The 16,158-nt window shown below is 40.5% G+C and carries 17 protein-coding genes; 10 read left to right on the plus strand and 7 right to left on the minus strand.

All coding sequences use genetic code 11. The features are described 5' to 3' along the window. Positions 1–37: 37 nt before the first annotated feature. From lptA to HUU81_RS15235, 5 genes are read right to left on the minus strand one after another with little or no spacing between them, the layout of a single operon-like run. Positions 38–598, minus strand: coding sequence for a lipopolysaccharide transport periplasmic protein LptA (gene lptA, locus HUU81_RS15215; protein ID WP_199609760.1), 561 nt, complete (start codon positions 596–598; stop codon positions 38–40). A 25-nt stretch (positions 599–623) separates the two neighbouring features. Further along, positions 624–1,193: an LPS export ABC transporter periplasmic protein LptC gene (gene lptC / locus HUU81_RS15220; protein WP_199609761.1), complete on the minus strand. Its 570-nt coding sequence runs from the start codon at positions 1,191–1,193 to the stop codon at positions 624–626. After that, positions 1,190–1,744: a 3-deoxy-manno-octulosonate-8-phosphatase KdsC gene (gene kdsC / locus HUU81_RS15225; RefSeq protein WP_199609762.1), complete on the minus strand. Its 555-nt coding sequence runs from the start codon at positions 1,742–1,744 to the stop codon at positions 1,190–1,192. Before kdsC ends, lptC begins: the two co-directional genes overlap by 4 nt. Continuing rightward, positions 1,744–2,715 carry a KpsF/GutQ family sugar-phosphate isomerase gene (locus HUU81_RS15230; protein WP_199609763.1) on the minus strand — a complete coding sequence of 324 codons (972 nt, stop codon included), beginning with the start codon at positions 2,713–2,715 and terminating at the stop codon, positions 1,744–1,746. The genes kdsC and HUU81_RS15230 overlap by 1 nt, the downstream gene beginning before the upstream one ends. A gap of 31 nt (positions 2,716–2,746) precedes the next feature. Then, positions 2,747–3,730, minus strand: a complete 984-nt coding sequence (locus tag HUU81_RS15235) for a calcium/sodium antiporter (RefSeq protein ID WP_199609764.1) — start codon at positions 3,728–3,730, stop codon at positions 2,747–2,749. A 218-nt stretch (positions 3,731–3,948) separates the two neighbouring features. Here HUU81_RS15235 and mlaF point away from each other — a divergent pair, with 218 nt between their 5' ends. The 9 genes from mlaF (at position 3,949) to HUU81_RS15280 (ending at position 11,743) form a co-directional block, all read left to right on the plus strand. Beyond that, complete coding sequence (gene mlaF / locus HUU81_RS15240) at positions 3,949–4,752, plus strand: phospholipid ABC transporter ATP-binding protein MlaF (RefSeq protein WP_199609765.1); 804 nt, start codon at positions 3,949–3,951, stop codon at positions 4,750–4,752. Between the two features lie 4 nt (positions 4,753–4,756). Then, complete coding sequence (mlaE, locus tag HUU81_RS15245) at positions 4,757–5,530, plus strand: lipid asymmetry maintenance ABC transporter permease subunit MlaE (RefSeq protein ID WP_199612101.1); 774 nt, start codon at positions 4,757–4,759, stop codon at positions 5,528–5,530. A gap of 23 nt (positions 5,531–5,553) precedes the next feature. Next, positions 5,554–6,024, plus strand: coding sequence for an outer membrane lipid asymmetry maintenance protein MlaD (gene mlaD / locus HUU81_RS15250; RefSeq protein WP_199609766.1), 471 nt, complete (start codon positions 5,554–5,556; stop codon positions 6,022–6,024). 12 nt (positions 6,025–6,036) lie between these two features. Then, a complete protein-coding gene (locus tag HUU81_RS15255; RefSeq protein WP_199609767.1) occupies positions 6,037–6,675 on the plus strand; it encodes an MlaC/ttg2D family ABC transporter substrate-binding protein in 639 nt (212 codons plus the stop codon). Further along, positions 6,676–6,978 carry an STAS domain-containing protein gene (locus tag HUU81_RS15260; RefSeq protein WP_199609768.1) on the plus strand — a complete coding sequence of 101 codons (303 nt, stop codon included), beginning with the start codon at positions 6,676–6,678 and terminating at the stop codon, positions 6,976–6,978. Positions 6,979–7,095: 117 nt separating this feature from the next. Continuing rightward, on the plus strand, positions 7,096–7,353 hold the full coding sequence (locus HUU81_RS15265) for a BolA family protein (RefSeq protein ID WP_199609769.1): 258 nt from the start codon (positions 7,096–7,098) through the stop codon (positions 7,351–7,353). Between the two features lie 15 nt (positions 7,354–7,368). Continuing rightward, positions 7,369–8,628: a UDP-N-acetylglucosamine 1-carboxyvinyltransferase gene (gene murA, locus HUU81_RS15270; RefSeq protein WP_199609770.1), complete on the plus strand. Its 1,260-nt coding sequence runs from the start codon at positions 7,369–7,371 to the stop codon at positions 8,626–8,628. Between the two features lie 277 nt (positions 8,629–8,905). After that, a complete protein-coding gene (locus tag HUU81_RS15275) occupies positions 8,906–9,631 on the plus strand; it encodes a helix-turn-helix transcriptional regulator (RefSeq protein ID WP_199609771.1) in 726 nt (241 codons plus the stop codon). A gap of 246 nt (positions 9,632–9,877) precedes the next feature. Beyond that, entirely contained in the window at positions 9,878–11,743 is a 1,866-nt protein-coding gene (locus HUU81_RS15280; protein WP_199609772.1) for a M14 family metallopeptidase, read from the plus strand. 83 nt (positions 11,744–11,826) lie between these two features. Here the strand turns inward: HUU81_RS15280 and HUU81_RS15285 are convergent, their stop codons facing one another. Continuing rightward, positions 11,827–13,026, minus strand: a complete 1,200-nt coding sequence (locus HUU81_RS15285; RefSeq protein ID WP_199609773.1) for an MFS transporter — start codon at positions 13,024–13,026, stop codon at positions 11,827–11,829. Positions 13,027–13,224: 198 nt separating this feature from the next. Then, positions 13,225–13,785, minus strand: coding sequence for a phosphoribosyltransferase (locus HUU81_RS15290; RefSeq protein ID WP_199609774.1), 561 nt, complete (start codon positions 13,783–13,785; stop codon positions 13,225–13,227). Positions 13,786–14,027: 242 nt separating this feature from the next. On the opposite strand from HUU81_RS15290, the gene fusA reads away from it, so the two are divergent. Then, the gene (gene fusA, locus HUU81_RS15295) at positions 14,028–16,115 is read left to right on the plus strand and encodes an elongation factor G (protein ID WP_199609775.1); all 2,088 of its coding nucleotides are present in this window, start codon (positions 14,028–14,030) and stop codon (positions 16,113–16,115) included. Positions 16,116–16,158: the final 43 nt, after the last annotated feature.

Below are 16,158 nucleotides of genomic sequence, written 5' to 3' on the forward strand. Positions count from 1 at the left end.
ATTTGTTTCGTAAACTTTTCTCAATTTTCATCAAAAGTTATGGCGTTTCAATTTTCGACTCTTCAGGTGCTTCCTTGTTCACGCTTTCATCTTTAGCGTTGGTTTCTTCTGTCTTATTTTTGTCTTGAACGCTTTTAGCCTCAATATCTTCTGTAGTAAAAATGGTGGTTACACGTGAAGATTTGTTTTCTTGTTGGCTGGTTGCATCTAATTTTTGCGCTTCTAAGTCATACTCAATCACGTCGCCCTTAACTAGGCTGTCGTTTTGCTTTAGCTGCGCGGCGCCTTTTAACGCTAGGTGGCGCGCTGCACGCTTATAAATAATTTCATCGGCCTGCGCTGTGATTACTCTGCCGTCATCCAACGTTTGTTCGTAGGTTGCAGGGCTTCCCTTCGCAGTAAACACTTCTTTGCCTTTACCTTGCTTAGCATTCGCTTTTAGTTCGTCAGCATGAATAATAAGCGAGCCTTGTTTAATAATAACGTTACCAACAAAGTTCACGGTGTCATTTTTAATATCAACACTTTGTGTGTCGGCATCCACATTTACAGGTTTTTTGAAATCTTCAATCGTGGCATTGGCCATGTTTGACAACATTAGGCTAGCCAATATAAGTGAGATACTAATTCTTTTCATTTTCATTATGATATACAGTTCTTACATGGTTAATTAGTTTAAACGATTTGCTATACAGATTTGCCCGCAACCCTTTGCCTTTCATGACAAATTGATCGCCCAACATTTCAACATCTTGATCCGACAACATCGTTTTTTGTACAAAAGATACTTCTATATATTCGGCATTAATTGTTTTTAAATAACTATCTTGATTTAAACTAGTAGCGACTACGTTATTGTCTAACTCAATTCTGTCATCAAACAATACCGCTTCATCGGCGCGAATTTGCCAATGGTTTTGTTCGTTATGGTCGTAAATGGTAAATAACGCATTATAAAAGCGCGTAAACCCTAGCTCTTGATAGTGCGCCATTCGCTCAGACCGAATTTTATGACTCAAGCGGCCATCAGGCGCATACATTGAGTGCACCAACGAGGCAGCGGTATAGTCTGGGTTAAAATCAGACTCCACTTCAGGTTGACTAGTTAACGGCGTGGTTTTCATGTACGGCAACCACATTAGCGCCATCACCACTAAAAATACGAGTATTAATAGCACTCGTAGTTTACTCATGCACTCGTACCACTGTAACGATTAAACTTATCTTGGCTAATTAAAATTAAATCTGACAACTCTCTGACCGCGCCAAAGCCACCATTCAATTTGGTAATATACTTAGCGCCCATGCTAACGAGGGGATGAGCATCTTGCACTGCAACACCCAACCCAACCTGCTTAATTAGCAGTAAGTCAGGAAAATCATCACCAATATAGGCCACTTGTGCATCAGTCAGTTGGTACTTCTGTAACAACTCTTGATAAGCAACTTGTTTATTTTCACAGCCTTGATAGATGTCTGTAACACCCAGTGCCGTCATTCTTTTTTCAACAATCCTTGAGTTACGCCCAGTAATAACCGCCACAGCGATATTCTCATTAAGCAGGGCTTTTACGCCATACCCATCACGGGTATGAAAGGCTTTTAGCTCTTCCCCATCATTGCCTAAATAAATTCGACCATCTGAGAACACCCCGTCTACGTCACATATTACTAATTTTACTTGTTTCGCTGCATTAGCAACGTCATCAGTTACTAACTGATACATTGTTTCGAATAAATTCATTAAATGACTCCTGCATTTAATAAGTCGTGCATATTCATTGCACCTACAGGTTTATTATTGGCATCCACAATCATCAGACCGTTGATCTTTTTATCTTGCATTAATTTTAGTGCTTCTGCGGCAAGCATTGAAGGCTGAGCAGTTACACAGCCTTGGGTCATAACGTCACCAATCAGCGTGTTATGGAAGTCGACTTTTTGATCTAAAATGCGACGTAAATCACCATCTGTAAATAAGCCTATCAGCTCGCCAGTTTTATCTAATACACCAGTCATCCCTAAGCCTTTTTGGGTGATCTCCATCAGGGCTTCTTTTACAGTGGCAGTACTTTTTACTAATGGCACTTGCATACCTTGATGCATCACATCGCTTAAACGTAATAATAGTCGCTTACCTAAGCTACCGCCCGGATGAGAAAGCGCAAAGTCATTTTCAGTAAACCCTCTTGCTTCAAGTAATGAAACGGCAAGTGCGTCACCCATTACCAAGGTTGCAGTAGTTGAGGCTGTCGGTGCTAAACCTAAAGGGCACGCTTCCTGTTCTACTTTAATACATAAGTGAATATCAGATAATTTGGCTAATGATGATTGCGGCGCCCCTGTCATGGCAATTAAGGTAGCACCAATACGTTTAATAACAGGGGTAATGGTCAGTACTTCTTGGGTTTCGCCTGAATTAGAAATCGCTAAAATCACATCTTGCTGTGTGATCATTCCCAAGTCACCGTGGCTCGCTTCACCTGGGTGCACAGAAAAGGCAGGGGTGCCAGTACTGGCTAAGGTTGCCGCAATTTTATTACCAATATGACCCGACTTTCCCATACCAATGACAATAATTCGTCCTTGACAAGCAAGCATACACTCACACGCCTGAACAAAATCAGCATCTATATACTTAGCAATATTTTCTATTGCCTTTTTTTCTATTTCGATCACTTTTTTAGCTGAGGTAATAAATGTACTTTCTGGCATGGTGAACGTTCTCTGACACAATAAATTTAAACTAGCTTAATGTTAAAAAAATTAATGCTTGATACCCAATAAAACACGACAGCATCACTGCACCTTCAAAGCGGTTTATTCTTCGACGGCCTCTAAAACGTAATGACATTAATACTAACATTAGGGTTGCACCAATCATTATCAATGCATCTCGGCTACCTGCACTTGGATCTATGGCAGAAGGGTTGATTAAACCCGCTATACTTAACACGGCTAAAATATTAAAAATGTTTGAGCCAATAATATTACCAATGGCTAAATCATCTTCATTTTTCATCACACCTGCAATACTTGCCGCGAGTTCGGGTAGGCTGGTGCCAATTGCAATAATGGTAAGCCCGATGACTAAGTCACTCATGCCAAAATATTTTGCGATATCGGTAGCCGCATCAACCAAAATGGTTGAACTTAACGGTAATAGAATAATACCAAGCACCACCCAGAAGATGGCGTTTTTATTACTAACACCTTCAGGAATTTCGTCTTCTGCCTCGTCTAAAAATAAATCTGTACCTTTATTCTGATTACTATTTCTGTTGCGCATTGCAATAATCATCAAGCCACCAATAAACAGTGCAAATGCAATAGCGAGTGCCGCGCCTTCATTGAAAGAAAAATAATTATCTTGAATAAACCACCATGCCAATACAGAAACCGCCAATACTATGGGTAATTCACGATAGACAGTACTGGAAGAGATTGACATGGGTTTAAGTAACGCTGTTAACCCTAGAACAAGAAGGATATTAGTGATATTTGATCCAATTGCATTACCCACAGCGGTGTCAGTTTTATCAGCAATTGATGCACTGGCCGACACCATCATCTCGGGTGCCGAGGAGCCCATAGCAACAATGGTTAAACCAATAATCATCGTTGATATGCCAAGATTTCTTGCTAATGCCGCCGCGCCATAAACAAACTTATCAGCACTCCAAACTAATAATGCAAACCCTAAAACCAACAAAGCAAATGAAATAAGCATGGTATAAACGTCATTTTGAACCCAACAATGGCCGCAATTGTGCGGTTAAATGAATAAAAAGAAAAGCAAAACCCCAAAATAATCGAGTAAAATCGGCCTTCAGCAACAATTTTTTAAAAAATTTATATTTATTTACGAAATATTATTATCAACTAAAGTTAAAACAGCATAAAATACGCGGCCTTAGTTTCTCTTAATTTAGTACACAGGAAGGTGAATTGTCTGATTTCATAGTGAAAGTTAAAAATTTAACTTTCAAGCGTGGGGAAAGATTAATATACGACAACATCAGTCTTAATTTTCCTCGGGGTAAAGTTACGGCCATAATGGGGCCTAGTGGGATCGGTAAGACAACGATGCTACGTTTAATTGGTGGGCAATTACAGCCACAGTCAGGTTCAATCCATTTCAACGATAGTAATATTCCTGAATTAAGCCGCAAAGCACTTTATGATGTGCGCAAAAATATGAGCATGCTATTTCAAAGCGGTGCATTATTTACTGAAATGTCGGTTTATGACAACGTTGCCTTCCCTATTCGTGAGCACACCAAGTTACCTGAAGCACTGATCAGAAAAATGGTCTTAATGAAGCTTGAAGCGGTGGGCCTACGTGGTGCTGCTGAACTAATGCCAAATGAATTATCAGGCGGAATGGCAAGAAGAGCCGCGTTAGCGCGTTCAATCGCACTAGATCCTTCGTTGATTATGTACGACGAACCTTTTGTAGGCCAAGATCCTATTTCAATGGGTGTATTGATTAAATTAATTCGCTCACTGAATGACGCACTTGGCTTAAGTTCTATCATTGTTTCGCACGACGTTACTGAAGTGATGAGCATTGCTGACTATGTGTACATAGTTGCAGAGCAACAAGTGATTGGCCACGGCTCTCCTGATCAAATAAGACAATCAGACTCTCCGCTCGTGCAGCAATTCCTTAATGGGCACTCGGATGGTCCTGTACCATTCCACTTTAAAGCGAAACCATACTCTGAAGACTTGTTAAAGGTAACTCATTAAGATGATGTCGTTCTTTCAAATAGTGGGCGCAACCACATTATCGTATTTAGCCGGGCTCGGGCGCGCTGCATTTATGTTATTAAGTGCCATTTTTACTGTGCCAAAACCAGGTAAAGCTCTGCCACTACTCATTAAACAAATTCATGTAGTGGGTGTACGCTCTTTAATGATTATTATTGTCGCTGGCTTGTTTATCGGCATGGTATTGTCATTACAAGGCTATACTGTTTTAGTTGATTATGGCGCTGAGGATAGCCTTGGCCCTATGGTATCGTTGTCACTATTACGTGAGCTTGGCCCAGTTGTTACTGCCTTACTATTTGCCGGGCGTGCAGGCTCTGCACTAACCGCTGAAATTGGCCTGATGAAAGCAACCGAACAGCTAACCAGCATGGAAATGATGGCAGTTGATCCATTAAAACGCATTATTGCTCCTCGTTTTTGGGCTGGCGTTATAAGCATGCCATTGTTAGCACTTATATTTTCTGCCGTAGGTATATTAGGCGGTCATATTGTTGGCGTAGAATGGCTAGGTGTTGACAACGGCAGCTTCTGGTCAATCATGCAAGCTAATGTAGATTTAGTGGATGACGTATTTAACGGTATCATCAAAAGCATTGTGTTTGCCTTTATTGTAACTTGGGTAGCGCTATTTAAAGGTTATGATGCCATGCCTACGTCAGAAGGGATCAGTAAAGCAACCACAGAAACAGTAGTACATGCATCACTTGCCGTACTGGGTTTCGACTTTGTATTAACCGCGTTAATGTTTGGATAATTTAGGATAAACGAGAGAAAACTATGATAAGCCGCAAAATTGAAATTATGGTAGGCATTTTTATCACATTAGGTGTGATGGCATTTGTTATGCTGGCGTTAAGCGTTGCCAATGCAGGAGCGGTAGGAACAGGCGAAACATATAATTTATACGCTAAATTTGACAATATTGGTGGATTAAAAACTCGCTCGCCAATAAAAGTAGGCGGTGTAGTGGTAGGCCGTGTAACCGCTATTAAGTTAGATCCTGAAGATTATTCTCCGGTTGTGACCATGTCTATTGCTCAATCTTATAATAATTTTTCTGAAACCAGTTCTATCTCTATACTTACATCAGGCCTACTTGGCGAACAATATTTAGGATTAGAACCTGGATTTATAGACGAAAGTGTTGAAATACTTAAAGGCGGTGACTATATCGAAGATACTAAATCAGCGCTTGTGCTTGAAGAGCTCATTGGACAGTTTTTATTTAATCAAGGAACAGATGACTAATAAGGAACCACTATGTTGAAATACCTACACACTTTTATTATTGCAGTTATTTTATCGCTATCTTTTCAAGCGAGCGCAAACAACGAAGAAAATCCGTATAAGCTGATTGAACGCGTCGCAGATAAAACGTTTAAGCGTATCGCTAACGAACAGCAAGTAATCAAAAATCAACCAGAACACCTGAAAAAAGTCGTTACGGAAGAATTGTTGCCGTATGTCGATTACCGCTACGCGGCTTATAAAGTGTTGGGTAAAAATTTCCGAAAATTCACAGCCGAACAGCGCGAAGACTTCGTGCACGCATTTCGCGATTATTTAGTTTCTACTTATGCAGGTGTGCTTACACTTTACAAAAATCAAGCGGTGATTTTTGAGCCTGAACAATCTGTAGACGGTAAAAAAATCGTTATGATCACCACTAAAGTGATTGATGAAGGCAAGCCTGATATCAAAATTAATTTCAAAGTGCGTAGAACTAAAACCCAAGGCTGGTTAGCTTATGACATGGTAGCAGAAGGTATTTCACTGCTAGACAGTAAACGCGCTGAATTAGGTGGTCTGATTATGCAACAAGGGTTAGACAGTGTAACAAGTTTACTGAAAGAAAAAGCAAAGCGCCCGATTGAAATAAAAGAAAAAGACGCCAAATAAATGAGCATGAATTTACGTTGGGAGCCTGCTTCTAATCTTCTGAATATATCGGGTGAGCTAAATCGCACTAGTATTTTAGCTCATTACCCGATAAAAAAGTCTAACTTTAGTGGCCAGTCTCTTACTGTTAATATGAACGACACCGTGAGTGTTGATACTGCTGGCGTAGCTTGGTTATTGCATTTAATTGAAACTGCAAATGCTGCCAACTGCAACATATCATTTCAGCACCTGCCACAACAGCTAGTTGATATTGCTACTGTAACAGATGTATTACCTTTATTAGACAATACTGCTGTTTAAAACTTAACACAGAACGCCTAGCACATTGTAGCGCTAGGCTGTATAGTTCCACCCTTTCCTATTAAGTTTTGTAATGCCATATCATGGTGACAAACCAAATTTATTATGAGTACTTCCATGGAACCAGAACAAATAAAAACATTGCTTACTACTGAACTGTCTCTTGACGAAGTATATGTAAAAGTAGAAGGCAGCCACTACGAAGTGATCGCTGTTGGTCACTGCTTTGACGGTGTAAGCCGCGTAAAAAAACAGCAGCTAATCTATGCACCATTGATGGCGCATATTAAAGATGGAACAATTCATGCCGTATCCATCAAAGCCTACACTCCGGATGAATGGGCAAGAGATAAAAAACTAGTTATGCCTTCTTAAGGAATCCCTTCATTCATGAATCAATTTCAAATTTTAGGTGGTAATTCATTAAATGGTGAAGTCACCATTTCCGGCGCTAAAAATGCGGCATTACCCATTGTTATCGCCACACTATTAACACCTGACACTGTTTCATTGAGCAATGTGCCAGAACTACGTGACATTGACACTTCTGTTGAGTTACTCGACCACCTAGGTGTAAAAGTAAACCGAAACGCGGGTAATATGGAAATCAGTGCTGCAAACATTACCAGTTTAGAAGCCCCCTACGAAGTAGTTAAAAAAATGCGTGCTTCTATTCTCGTATTAGGCCCTATGTTAGCTCGTTTTGGTAAAGCGCATGTCTCGTTACCGGGCGGCTGCGCTATCGGGGCACGCCCTGTAAATTTGCACATTGATGGCCTGCGAAAAATGGGGGCACAAATAGAGCTGGAAGGTGGTTACATTAATGCGTCTGTTGCAGGACGATTAAAAGGCGCTCGCATTGTAATGGACATGGTGAGCGTTGGTGCTACAGAAAACTTATTAAGTGCTGCAGTTTTAGCTGATGGCGAAACAATCATTGAAAATGCCGCCCGTGAACCAGAGATTATCGATCTGGCTAACTTCCTAATCAAAATGGGCGCCAAAATTAAAGGTGCGGGTAGCGACACTATTGTGGTTGAAGGTGTTGCCGAATTGCACGGGTGTGAGCACAGCATTTTACCAGACCGTATTGAAACCGGCACATTTCTAGTAGCCGCTGCAATGACAGGGGGCGACGTTGTTTGCAACCATACGGCACCTTATCTACTCGATGCCGTGATCGAAAAGCTTCAGCAAGCTAATGCAGTGATCACAACGGGTAACGACTTTATACGCATTTCAATGCAGAGCAATCGCTTAACCGCTGTGAATATTAAAACTTCACCGCACCCAGGCTTTGCCACTGATATGCAAGCTCAGTTCACCGCACTCAATGCTGTTGCCGCAGGCACAGGCACCATTACTGAAACCATATTTGAAAACCGATTTATGCATGTCCCTGAGCTGCAACGTATGGGTGCCAATATTCGCCTAGAAGGTAATACCGCTATATGTGGTGATACTGAGCGCTTAACTGGTGCTCAAGTGATGGCAACCGATTTGCGCGCATCAGCGAGTTTAGTGTTGGCAGGTTTAGTTGCTGAAGGCACCACGATCGTTGACCGTATTTATCATATCGACCGTGGTTATGAAAAAATAGAAAACAAACTACAGCCTCTTGGTGCAAATATTATACGGGTCAATAAATAAGCGTTCATTCTCACTTTTTGGCGTATAAGTTTAATGTTATGCGCCAACTTCCACTATTTAAATCAAGTTTTCAATTAATTTAATCCGCCATTCTTATTAACACTTTCCGTTACATAAACCGACTTTATTTCACTTCACTCATCCTTTATGCTTATTTATATGTTTAAAAATTCATCAAAGGCGTAGACATATACCCTACATTTTTTTAGTATGTGAAACGTAAGTTAAAAATAATAATAAAAATAGCGACGATGACTTCTATCACATTGAGTGATATATGCACGATCGCGCAACAAACTTAAAGGTTGGTGAAGTTATGAGTTTAACGGATATAAACACCACTAATGGGTTCTTGGTTACTACTAGAGAACTTAATCTACAGGCTAATGAGCGACTAAGTTTTTTTCTAAAACTACTACAAACGTCGAATATTAATCTTAAACAACAAGAAACATTTCCAAATTCGTCTGAGGCTGAGTCATCACATTGGTACTTTATTGATGTGGCTGATTATGACTTATCACGTCGGCTAATTACAGAAATCAAAGAGCTAGCAGCTGCGGCTAATGTAGTGTTAGTGAATGCTAAAGAAAAAGATATTGATGAATGCATGTGCGTTGTCCATGGTATTCGTGGCGTATTTTATCAAAAAGATAAGCCAGATATGCTAATGAGAGGCATTGAGTGCCTGAAGCGACATGACCGATGGTACAAGCGCGAAACCATGAATTCAGTGATTAATAAGTTACTAACTGTGCCACGTACCTCGCCTGAACAACCGCCAGGGCGCTCCATTGTTGAGTCTAACTTAACGAAGCGAGAGTCTATGATCATTAAACTGATCTCTAGTGGCGCTAAAAATAAAGAAATAGCCGATCAATTAAATATTAGTGCCAATACGGTTAAAACCCATATCTATAGTATTTTTAGAAAAACTCAATCTAGAAATCGTGTAGAACTATTAACGTGGAGCCAACGGTTCCAACCTTCTGTGTATAACTAAAATACGCAAAATCCTCGACAAGGTTATTATCACTTGCTCTCGTGTTTGCTTACTCTAGGATTGCTATTAGAGTGGCAAACCGCTGAGCTGTCATCAATACACTCACCATAAAATTTCCATATTAATCAAGTTACTTTCCATATATCCTTAAACCAGCTGCTTTGCCAATGCTTGAATTAAAGCAAGGCTTTATGCAACGCACCTAACATACAACGGGTATATGAACTGAACTGGAATGTTACCTCAATGAAAAATCACATCATCAACACATTTTTAGCTGCATCATTCTGTCTTAATTTCCTTGTTGTGCCGCACACACAAGCCGACGAAACGCTGTTGCCTCCCATTGAAAAATGGTCTGGTAAAAGCCTAGCGCTCATCGAAAAACGAGATAGTAAATGGCAAACCCCTTTTGAAAAAGCTAACTTAACGCACACGCCTAATTATGACGAATCAATTAATTTTCTCACCAAACTCGCCAGCTCAGAGCCGCGCTATCACATAACGTCAATTGGTAAAAGTGCACAAGGCAGAGATATATGGATGCTGATCGCCTCACAAGAAGGTGTAAAAACACCCAACGCACTTAAAGCCAATAAAAAACCAACGGTACTCATTCAAGCAGGCATACACGCAGGAGAGATAGATGGCAAAGATGCAGGTTTAATGTTGCTACGTGATATTAGTAAAAACAACAAAGCGCATTTATTGAACCAAGTAAACCTGTTATTTATTCCTATTTTAAATACCGACGGTCATGAACGTTCTAGCCCATATAACCGTGTTAACCAACGTGGCCCTAGCAATATGGGTTGGCGCACCACTGCGCAAAACTTAAATTTAAACAGAGATTATGCCAAAGCCGACGCACCTGAAATGCAGGCTTTATTTAAAGCCATCAACCAATGGCAGCCAACGTTATATTTAGATATTCATGTAACAGATGGCGAAGATTACCAATACGATATTACTTATGGCTTTAACGGAGAACATGGTTACTCACCAAATATTAGTCGTTGGCTTTCAACAGCATTGTCACCTGCTATTAATCAGCGCTTAAAAGAGCATGGCCACCTTGGTGGACCACTGGTATTCGGGATGGATAAATATAATTTTACCAAAGGATTATTCGGCTGGACTGCTACGCCACGTTATAGCAATGGCTGGGGTGATATTAGGCATCTACCAACGATACTCGTTGAAAATCACTCATTAAAACCTTATCACCAACGTGTATTAGGTACATACGTATTTCTCGAAGCCACAATTAATAAGCTTGCAAGCGACGCTAATACATTGAAAGCAGCAATTAGCCAAGACATTAAACAAAAGCATAAAACGCTAACTCTTGCTTGGTCTTCCGATACGCAAAACCCCGAATATATTGACTTTCAAGGCATTGAATATCGTAATGCTGTTGACCCGCTGACGGGGATTAAATATGTCGAGTGGACCGGAAAAGCGCAACGTTATGAAAAGTTACCCGTCTACTGGTCACGTATTCCAAAAACAACTGTGTCGATACCAAGCGCTTATTATATTCCGCCTCAATATCAGGATGTAATACACCGTTTGACAGTACAGGGCATAAAATTCGATCGATTATTAGAAGCGAAAAACCTAGCAGTTACCCAATTAACGGCTAGCAATTACTCCTTTGGCAAAGTACCTTTTGAAGGGCGTTTAACGGTGAATGCTGAATTCAACGCAAATCAATTAACTACCCTGCTACCCGCTGGCACGGTAAGAGTCCCAACATCACAAAAACTAGGACTATTAGCCGTTGCGTTGCTCGACCCAAGAGGTCCAGATTCTCTTTTTAGCTGGGGCTTTTTCAATCAAATTTTTCAGCAAACAGAATATATTGAAAGTTATGCAATGGTGCCGCTAGCACACAAGTTATTGCAGCAAGATGCAACATTAAAAGCCGCTTTTTACGAAAAGTTCGGCAAACAAACACAACCAGAAACAACCGTAGAAAATAACAAAAATGCTGGCTCCCTTTCAGAGTTATTTTCGGGAGAGTCAGACGAAAAGATGAAGTGGCTATATAAGCACTCAAAGTATTACGATAATCAGCACTTAAAATACCCAATACTGATGGCGTATTAAGGACTTAAAGCAAACAGCAATAGAAGAGTTGTTTTAAAACACTCTTCTACATTTTTATGGTTGATATGCTTGAACTATGTTTACTATTCGGGAGATAAAGCAACTACCCTAGCATGCCGCCACAGCCAGATAATAATTGCTGTGACTACGAGCAGCGGAATACAAATCATCAATAACCCATTCCACCCTAACCCTGCAACTACCCAGCCAGCTAATAGTGATGCTGTCGCTTGCGAAGAGAAAATCACCAAATCGTTAAACCCTTGCACTTTAAATTTTTCAGCATGATTGTAGCTTAACGGTAATAGCGTCGTAGCTGTAACAAACATAAAATTCCAGCCAATACCTAATAAAATTAACGCCCACCAATAATGCATATAGTGCTGACCAAACAAGCCAATAACGATGCACGCTAATAAAGTGGCAATGCCAATATAAAGAACAGCAGAATGACCTAATCGTTGTATTAATTTACCCGTAAAAAAGGACGGTAAGTACATCGCTATAATATGACTCTGGATCACCCATTTAGTATCAGCGATATCAAAACCACTATGAATATGCATACTAATCGGCGTTGCCGTCATAATAAAACTCATCACACTAAATGCGACAGCAGCCGATAATAAAGAAGAGATAAATAGTGGGTGCACTATAATTGCTTTTAGTGGTCTAGCTACCTCATTAATTGTTTGCTCATCAACCTCGACTGGGTTAAAGAAATAAATCACGGTCAACGCTGCGCCTAGCAATACTGTTAATAATAAAAAAGAACCCGCAAATTCAACATCCAATAAGTCTTTACCTAGCAACGCAGTCTCTGGCCCCAAAAATGCGGCAAGCAACCCCGCAAGTAATAAAACTGAAACAGCCTGACTTGCTTGCTTGGTGTCAACCGATTCGATTGCGGCAAACCTGAATTGCTGTGACGCGGCCATGGTGATGCCAAATAACGTAATACTGATACAAAATAACGTAAAGCTGTTCAACATAATGCTCATGCATGCAAACAGGGTATTTAGTAAACCTATTAACATCGCTAACTGAAATCCACGCTTGCGGCCAACTTTCGCGATCACTCTGACGACAGGTAACATAAATACCGCAATCCCCACTACCATAAGCGCAACAGGTAATGTGGCAAGCGATTGATTTGGCGCAAGTTGAATACCTACAAAGCCACCAACAAACACAACTAATGGACCAATAGATCCCATCAGCGCTTGAGCCAACATCAAAATATATACATTAGGATGCAGTTTATTTGAAAACAAAGAAAGCATGACGTGTTACTACTATCTAGAAGGTAAGAATACGATGTTTAACAATACTCGCCGATAAAAATTATACAAGTAACAATGAGAAAATATTAATAATTTTAGGGGCTAACTGAAAAGCAAAGCCCAACCATCAGAAAGTGCTGCCATCGTATGAATGCAGCACATGACCAGTTAAAGGCTAAAGATAAAAGCAAAAATAAATTATAGGAATAGCTCGTGAATATTACTTAATTCAGTTTTACCTGATGTAATTTCATCCGGGGTTAACCCAGACAACTCATGCGGGAAAACCAACCACTCTTCACTTTGCTGAACATAATAATCAGGTTCAATATCTACCTTATTATTCTTCGGTTTATACCACGGACACGCAATGCGAATATCACTTGGCGTATTTAAACGAGAAAGTTTATTAATTTGCTTGAGCAATGCATCAATACTTCGACCTGAATCAAATACATCGTCAACAATTAATAAAGAATCACTGGCATTCGCATTTTCAATTAAATAATGCAACCCATGCACTTTAATTTCGCGCGATTGTTGATTAATTCCGTAATAAGAAGAAGTACGAACAGCAATATGGTCCGTTTTAATATTTTTAAAATCAAAAAACTCTTGTACTGCGATGCCTATTGGCGCACCACCGCGCCAAATACCAATAATGAAATCAGGCTTGAAACCTGATTGGTATACTTGATGTGCTAAGCGAAAAGAATCTTCTAGTAGTTCTTGCGAAGTGATAAAGCGTTTGCTGGTCATGGTAGTTCCAAGTCGACAATTACAGTATCTAAACAATTATAATTAACTTCACTATAACGTCACGATAATTCTTGGATAAAACTCAATTAAATACTTATAAATACAGTAAATTTAAACCGTCATACGATAAAGTAATAAAAAAAGCGCAAGCAGAACTAAATTAAGTTGGTTGTTTGTGTATAAAAATGATAAAATCCCGCGGCTTTTTTAACCAATTCAATAGATTTAAATAGAGTAAGACGATGGCAGATTTGTCCAAATACAGAAATATAGGCATATTCGCACACGTTGACGCGGGTAAAACCACAACGACTGAGCGTATTTTGAAACTTACTGGTAAGATCCATAAAACTGGTGAAGTACATGACGGTGCAGCAACAACTGACTTCATGGAACAAGAAGCTGAGCGTGGTATTACAATCCAGTCAGCTGCAACAACTTGTTTCTGGAAAGACCATCGCATGAACATCATCGATACTCCAGGACACGTTGACTTCACTGTTGAAGTATACCGTTCATTAAAAGTACTTGACGGTGGTGTAGGTGTATTCTGTGGTTCAGGTGGTGTTGAACCTCAATCAGAAACTAACTGGCGTTACGCTAACGAATCTGAAGTTGCACGTTTAATTTTCGTAAACAAATTAGACCGTTTAGGTGCAGACTTCTACCGCGTTGTAGACCAAGTAGAAAACGTACTTGGTGCTAACCCACTAGTAATGACGTTACCAATTGGTACTGAAGATGACTTCGTTGGTGTTGTAGACGTACTTTCTCAAAAAGCGTACGTTTGGGACGACACAGGTCTTCCTGAAAACTACGAAGTTGTAGACATTCCAGCTGACATGGTAGACGATGCGCAAGCATACCGTGAACAGCTTATCGAAACAGCTGTAGAGCAAGACGACGAGCTAATGATGGCTTACATGGAAGGTGAAGAACCTTCTTTAGAAGACATTAAGCGTTGTATCCGTAAAGGTACTCGCGAGCTAGCGTTCTTCCCAACTTACTGTGGTTCAGCGTTCAAAAACAAAGGTGTTCAGTTAGTACTAGACGCTGTTGTTGATTACCTACCTTCTCCTACAGAAGTTGACGCTCAGCCTCTTACAGACAAAGACACTGGTGAAGCAACTGGCGAAGTAGCAACTGTAGCCGTTGAAGAACCATTCCGCGCGTTAGCGTTCAAAATTATGGATGACCGTTTCGGTGCACTTACTTTCGTACGTATCTACTCAGGTACTGTGAAGAAAGGTGACACAATCCTTAACTCATTCACAGGTAAAACTGAACGTGTTGGTCGCATGGTAGAAATGCACGCAGACGACCGTACTGAACTAGATTCAGCACAAGCGGGCGACATTATTGCTATCGTTGGTATGAAGAACGTTCAAACTGGTCACACTCTTTGTGATCCTAAGCATGAATGTACCCTTGAACCAATGATCTTCCCAGAGCCTGTAATCTCTATCTCTGTAGCACCTAAAGATAAAGGTTCAACTGAGAAAATGGGTATCGCAATTGGTAAAATGGTTGCTGAAGATCCATCTTTCGTTGTTGAAACTGACGAAGACTCAGGTGAAACCATCCTTAAAGGTATGGGTGAACTTCACTTAGATATCAAAGTTGATATCCTTAAGCGTACTTACGGTGTTGACCTTGAAGTGGGTCAGCCTCAGGTTGCTTACCGTGAAACTATCACGCGTGAAGTTGAAGATAGCTACACTCATAAGAAACAGTCTGGTGGTTCTGGTCAATTTGGTAAAATCGATTACCGTATCAAGCCAGGTGAACCAGGTTCAGGTTTCGTGTTCAAATCAACTGTTGTTGGTGGTAACGTACCTAAAGAGTTCTTCCCTGCTATCGAAAAAGGTTTTGCTAGCATGATGGAAAACGGTGTTCTAGCTGGCTTCCCAGTACTAGACGTTGATATCGAGCTATACGACGGTGGCTTCCACGCAGTTGACTCATCAGCAATCGCGTTCGAAATCGCAGCAAAAGGCGCATTCCGTCAATCAATTCCAAAAGCAGGTGCACAACTTCTTGAACCTATCATGAAAGTTGACGTATTCACGCCAGATGATCACGTTGGTGACGTAATCGGTGACCTTAACCGTCGTCGTGGTATGATCAAAGACCAAGAAGCGGGTACAACTGGTGTTCGCATCAAAGGTGACGTACCTCTTTCAGAAATGTTCGGTTACATCGGAAGTCTACGTACAATGACTTCTGGTCGTGGTCAATTCTCAATGGAATTCTCACACTACATGCCTTGTCCGCAAAACGTTGCTGACGAAGTAATTGCAGCTGAGAAAGAGAAAAAAGCAGCTAAGTAATTAACGCTTAATTACTTATTTGCAAAAAGCCCTGATAGTCTGA

Origin of the sequence: Flocculibacter collagenilyticus, assembly GCF_016469335.1 — a bacterium.
GTDB lineage: Bacteria > Pseudomonadota > Gammaproteobacteria > Enterobacterales > Alteromonadaceae > Flocculibacter > Flocculibacter collagenilyticus.

Bases quoted from the DNA above. Each gene is read 5' to 3' on its own strand.
- lptA (WP_199609760.1), bottom strand. From the start codon at position 598: ATGTTGTCAAACATGGCCAATGCCACGATTGAAGATTTCAAAAAACCT.
- lptC (WP_199609761.1), bottom strand. From the start codon at position 1,193: ATGAGTAAACTACGAGTGCTATTAATACTCGTATTTTTAGTGGTGATG.
- kdsC (WP_199609762.1), bottom strand. From the start codon at position 1,744: ATGAATTTATTCGAAACAATGTATCAGTTAGTAACTGATGACGTTGCT.
- HUU81_RS15230 (WP_199609763.1), bottom strand. From the start codon at position 2,715: ATGCCAGAAAGTACATTTATTACCTCAGCTAAAAAAGTGATCGAAATA.
- HUU81_RS15235 (WP_199609764.1), bottom strand. From the start codon at position 3,730: ATGCTTATTTCATTTGCTTTGTTGGTTTTAGGGTTTGCATTATTAGTT.
- mlaE (WP_199612101.1), top strand. From the start codon at position 4,757: ATGTCGTTCTTTCAAATAGTGGGCGCAACCACATTATCGTATTTAGCC.
- mlaD (WP_199609766.1), top strand. From the start codon at position 5,554: ATGATAAGCCGCAAAATTGAAATTATGGTAGGCATTTTTATCACATTA.
- HUU81_RS15255 (WP_199609767.1), top strand. From the start codon at position 6,037: ATGTTGAAATACCTACACACTTTTATTATTGCAGTTATTTTATCGCTA.
- HUU81_RS15260 (WP_199609768.1), top strand. From the start codon at position 6,676: ATGAGCATGAATTTACGTTGGGAGCCTGCTTCTAATCTTCTGAATATA.
- HUU81_RS15265 (WP_199609769.1), top strand. From the start codon at position 7,096: ATGGAACCAGAACAAATAAAAACATTGCTTACTACTGAACTGTCTCTT.
- murA (WP_199609770.1), top strand. From the start codon at position 7,369: ATGAATCAATTTCAAATTTTAGGTGGTAATTCATTAAATGGTGAAGTC.
- HUU81_RS15275 (WP_199609771.1), top strand. From the start codon at position 8,906: ATGCACGATCGCGCAACAAACTTAAAGGTTGGTGAAGTTATGAGTTTA.
- HUU81_RS15280 (WP_199609772.1), top strand. From the start codon at position 9,878: ATGAAAAATCACATCATCAACACATTTTTAGCTGCATCATTCTGTCTT.
- HUU81_RS15285 (WP_199609773.1), bottom strand. From the start codon at position 13,026: ATGCTTTCTTTGTTTTCAAATAAACTGCATCCTAATGTATATATTTTG.
- HUU81_RS15290 (WP_199609774.1), bottom strand. From the start codon at position 13,785: ATGACCAGCAAACGCTTTATCACTTCGCAAGAACTACTAGAAGATTCT.
- fusA (WP_199609775.1), top strand. From the start codon at position 14,028: ATGGCAGATTTGTCCAAATACAGAAATATAGGCATATTCGCACACGTT.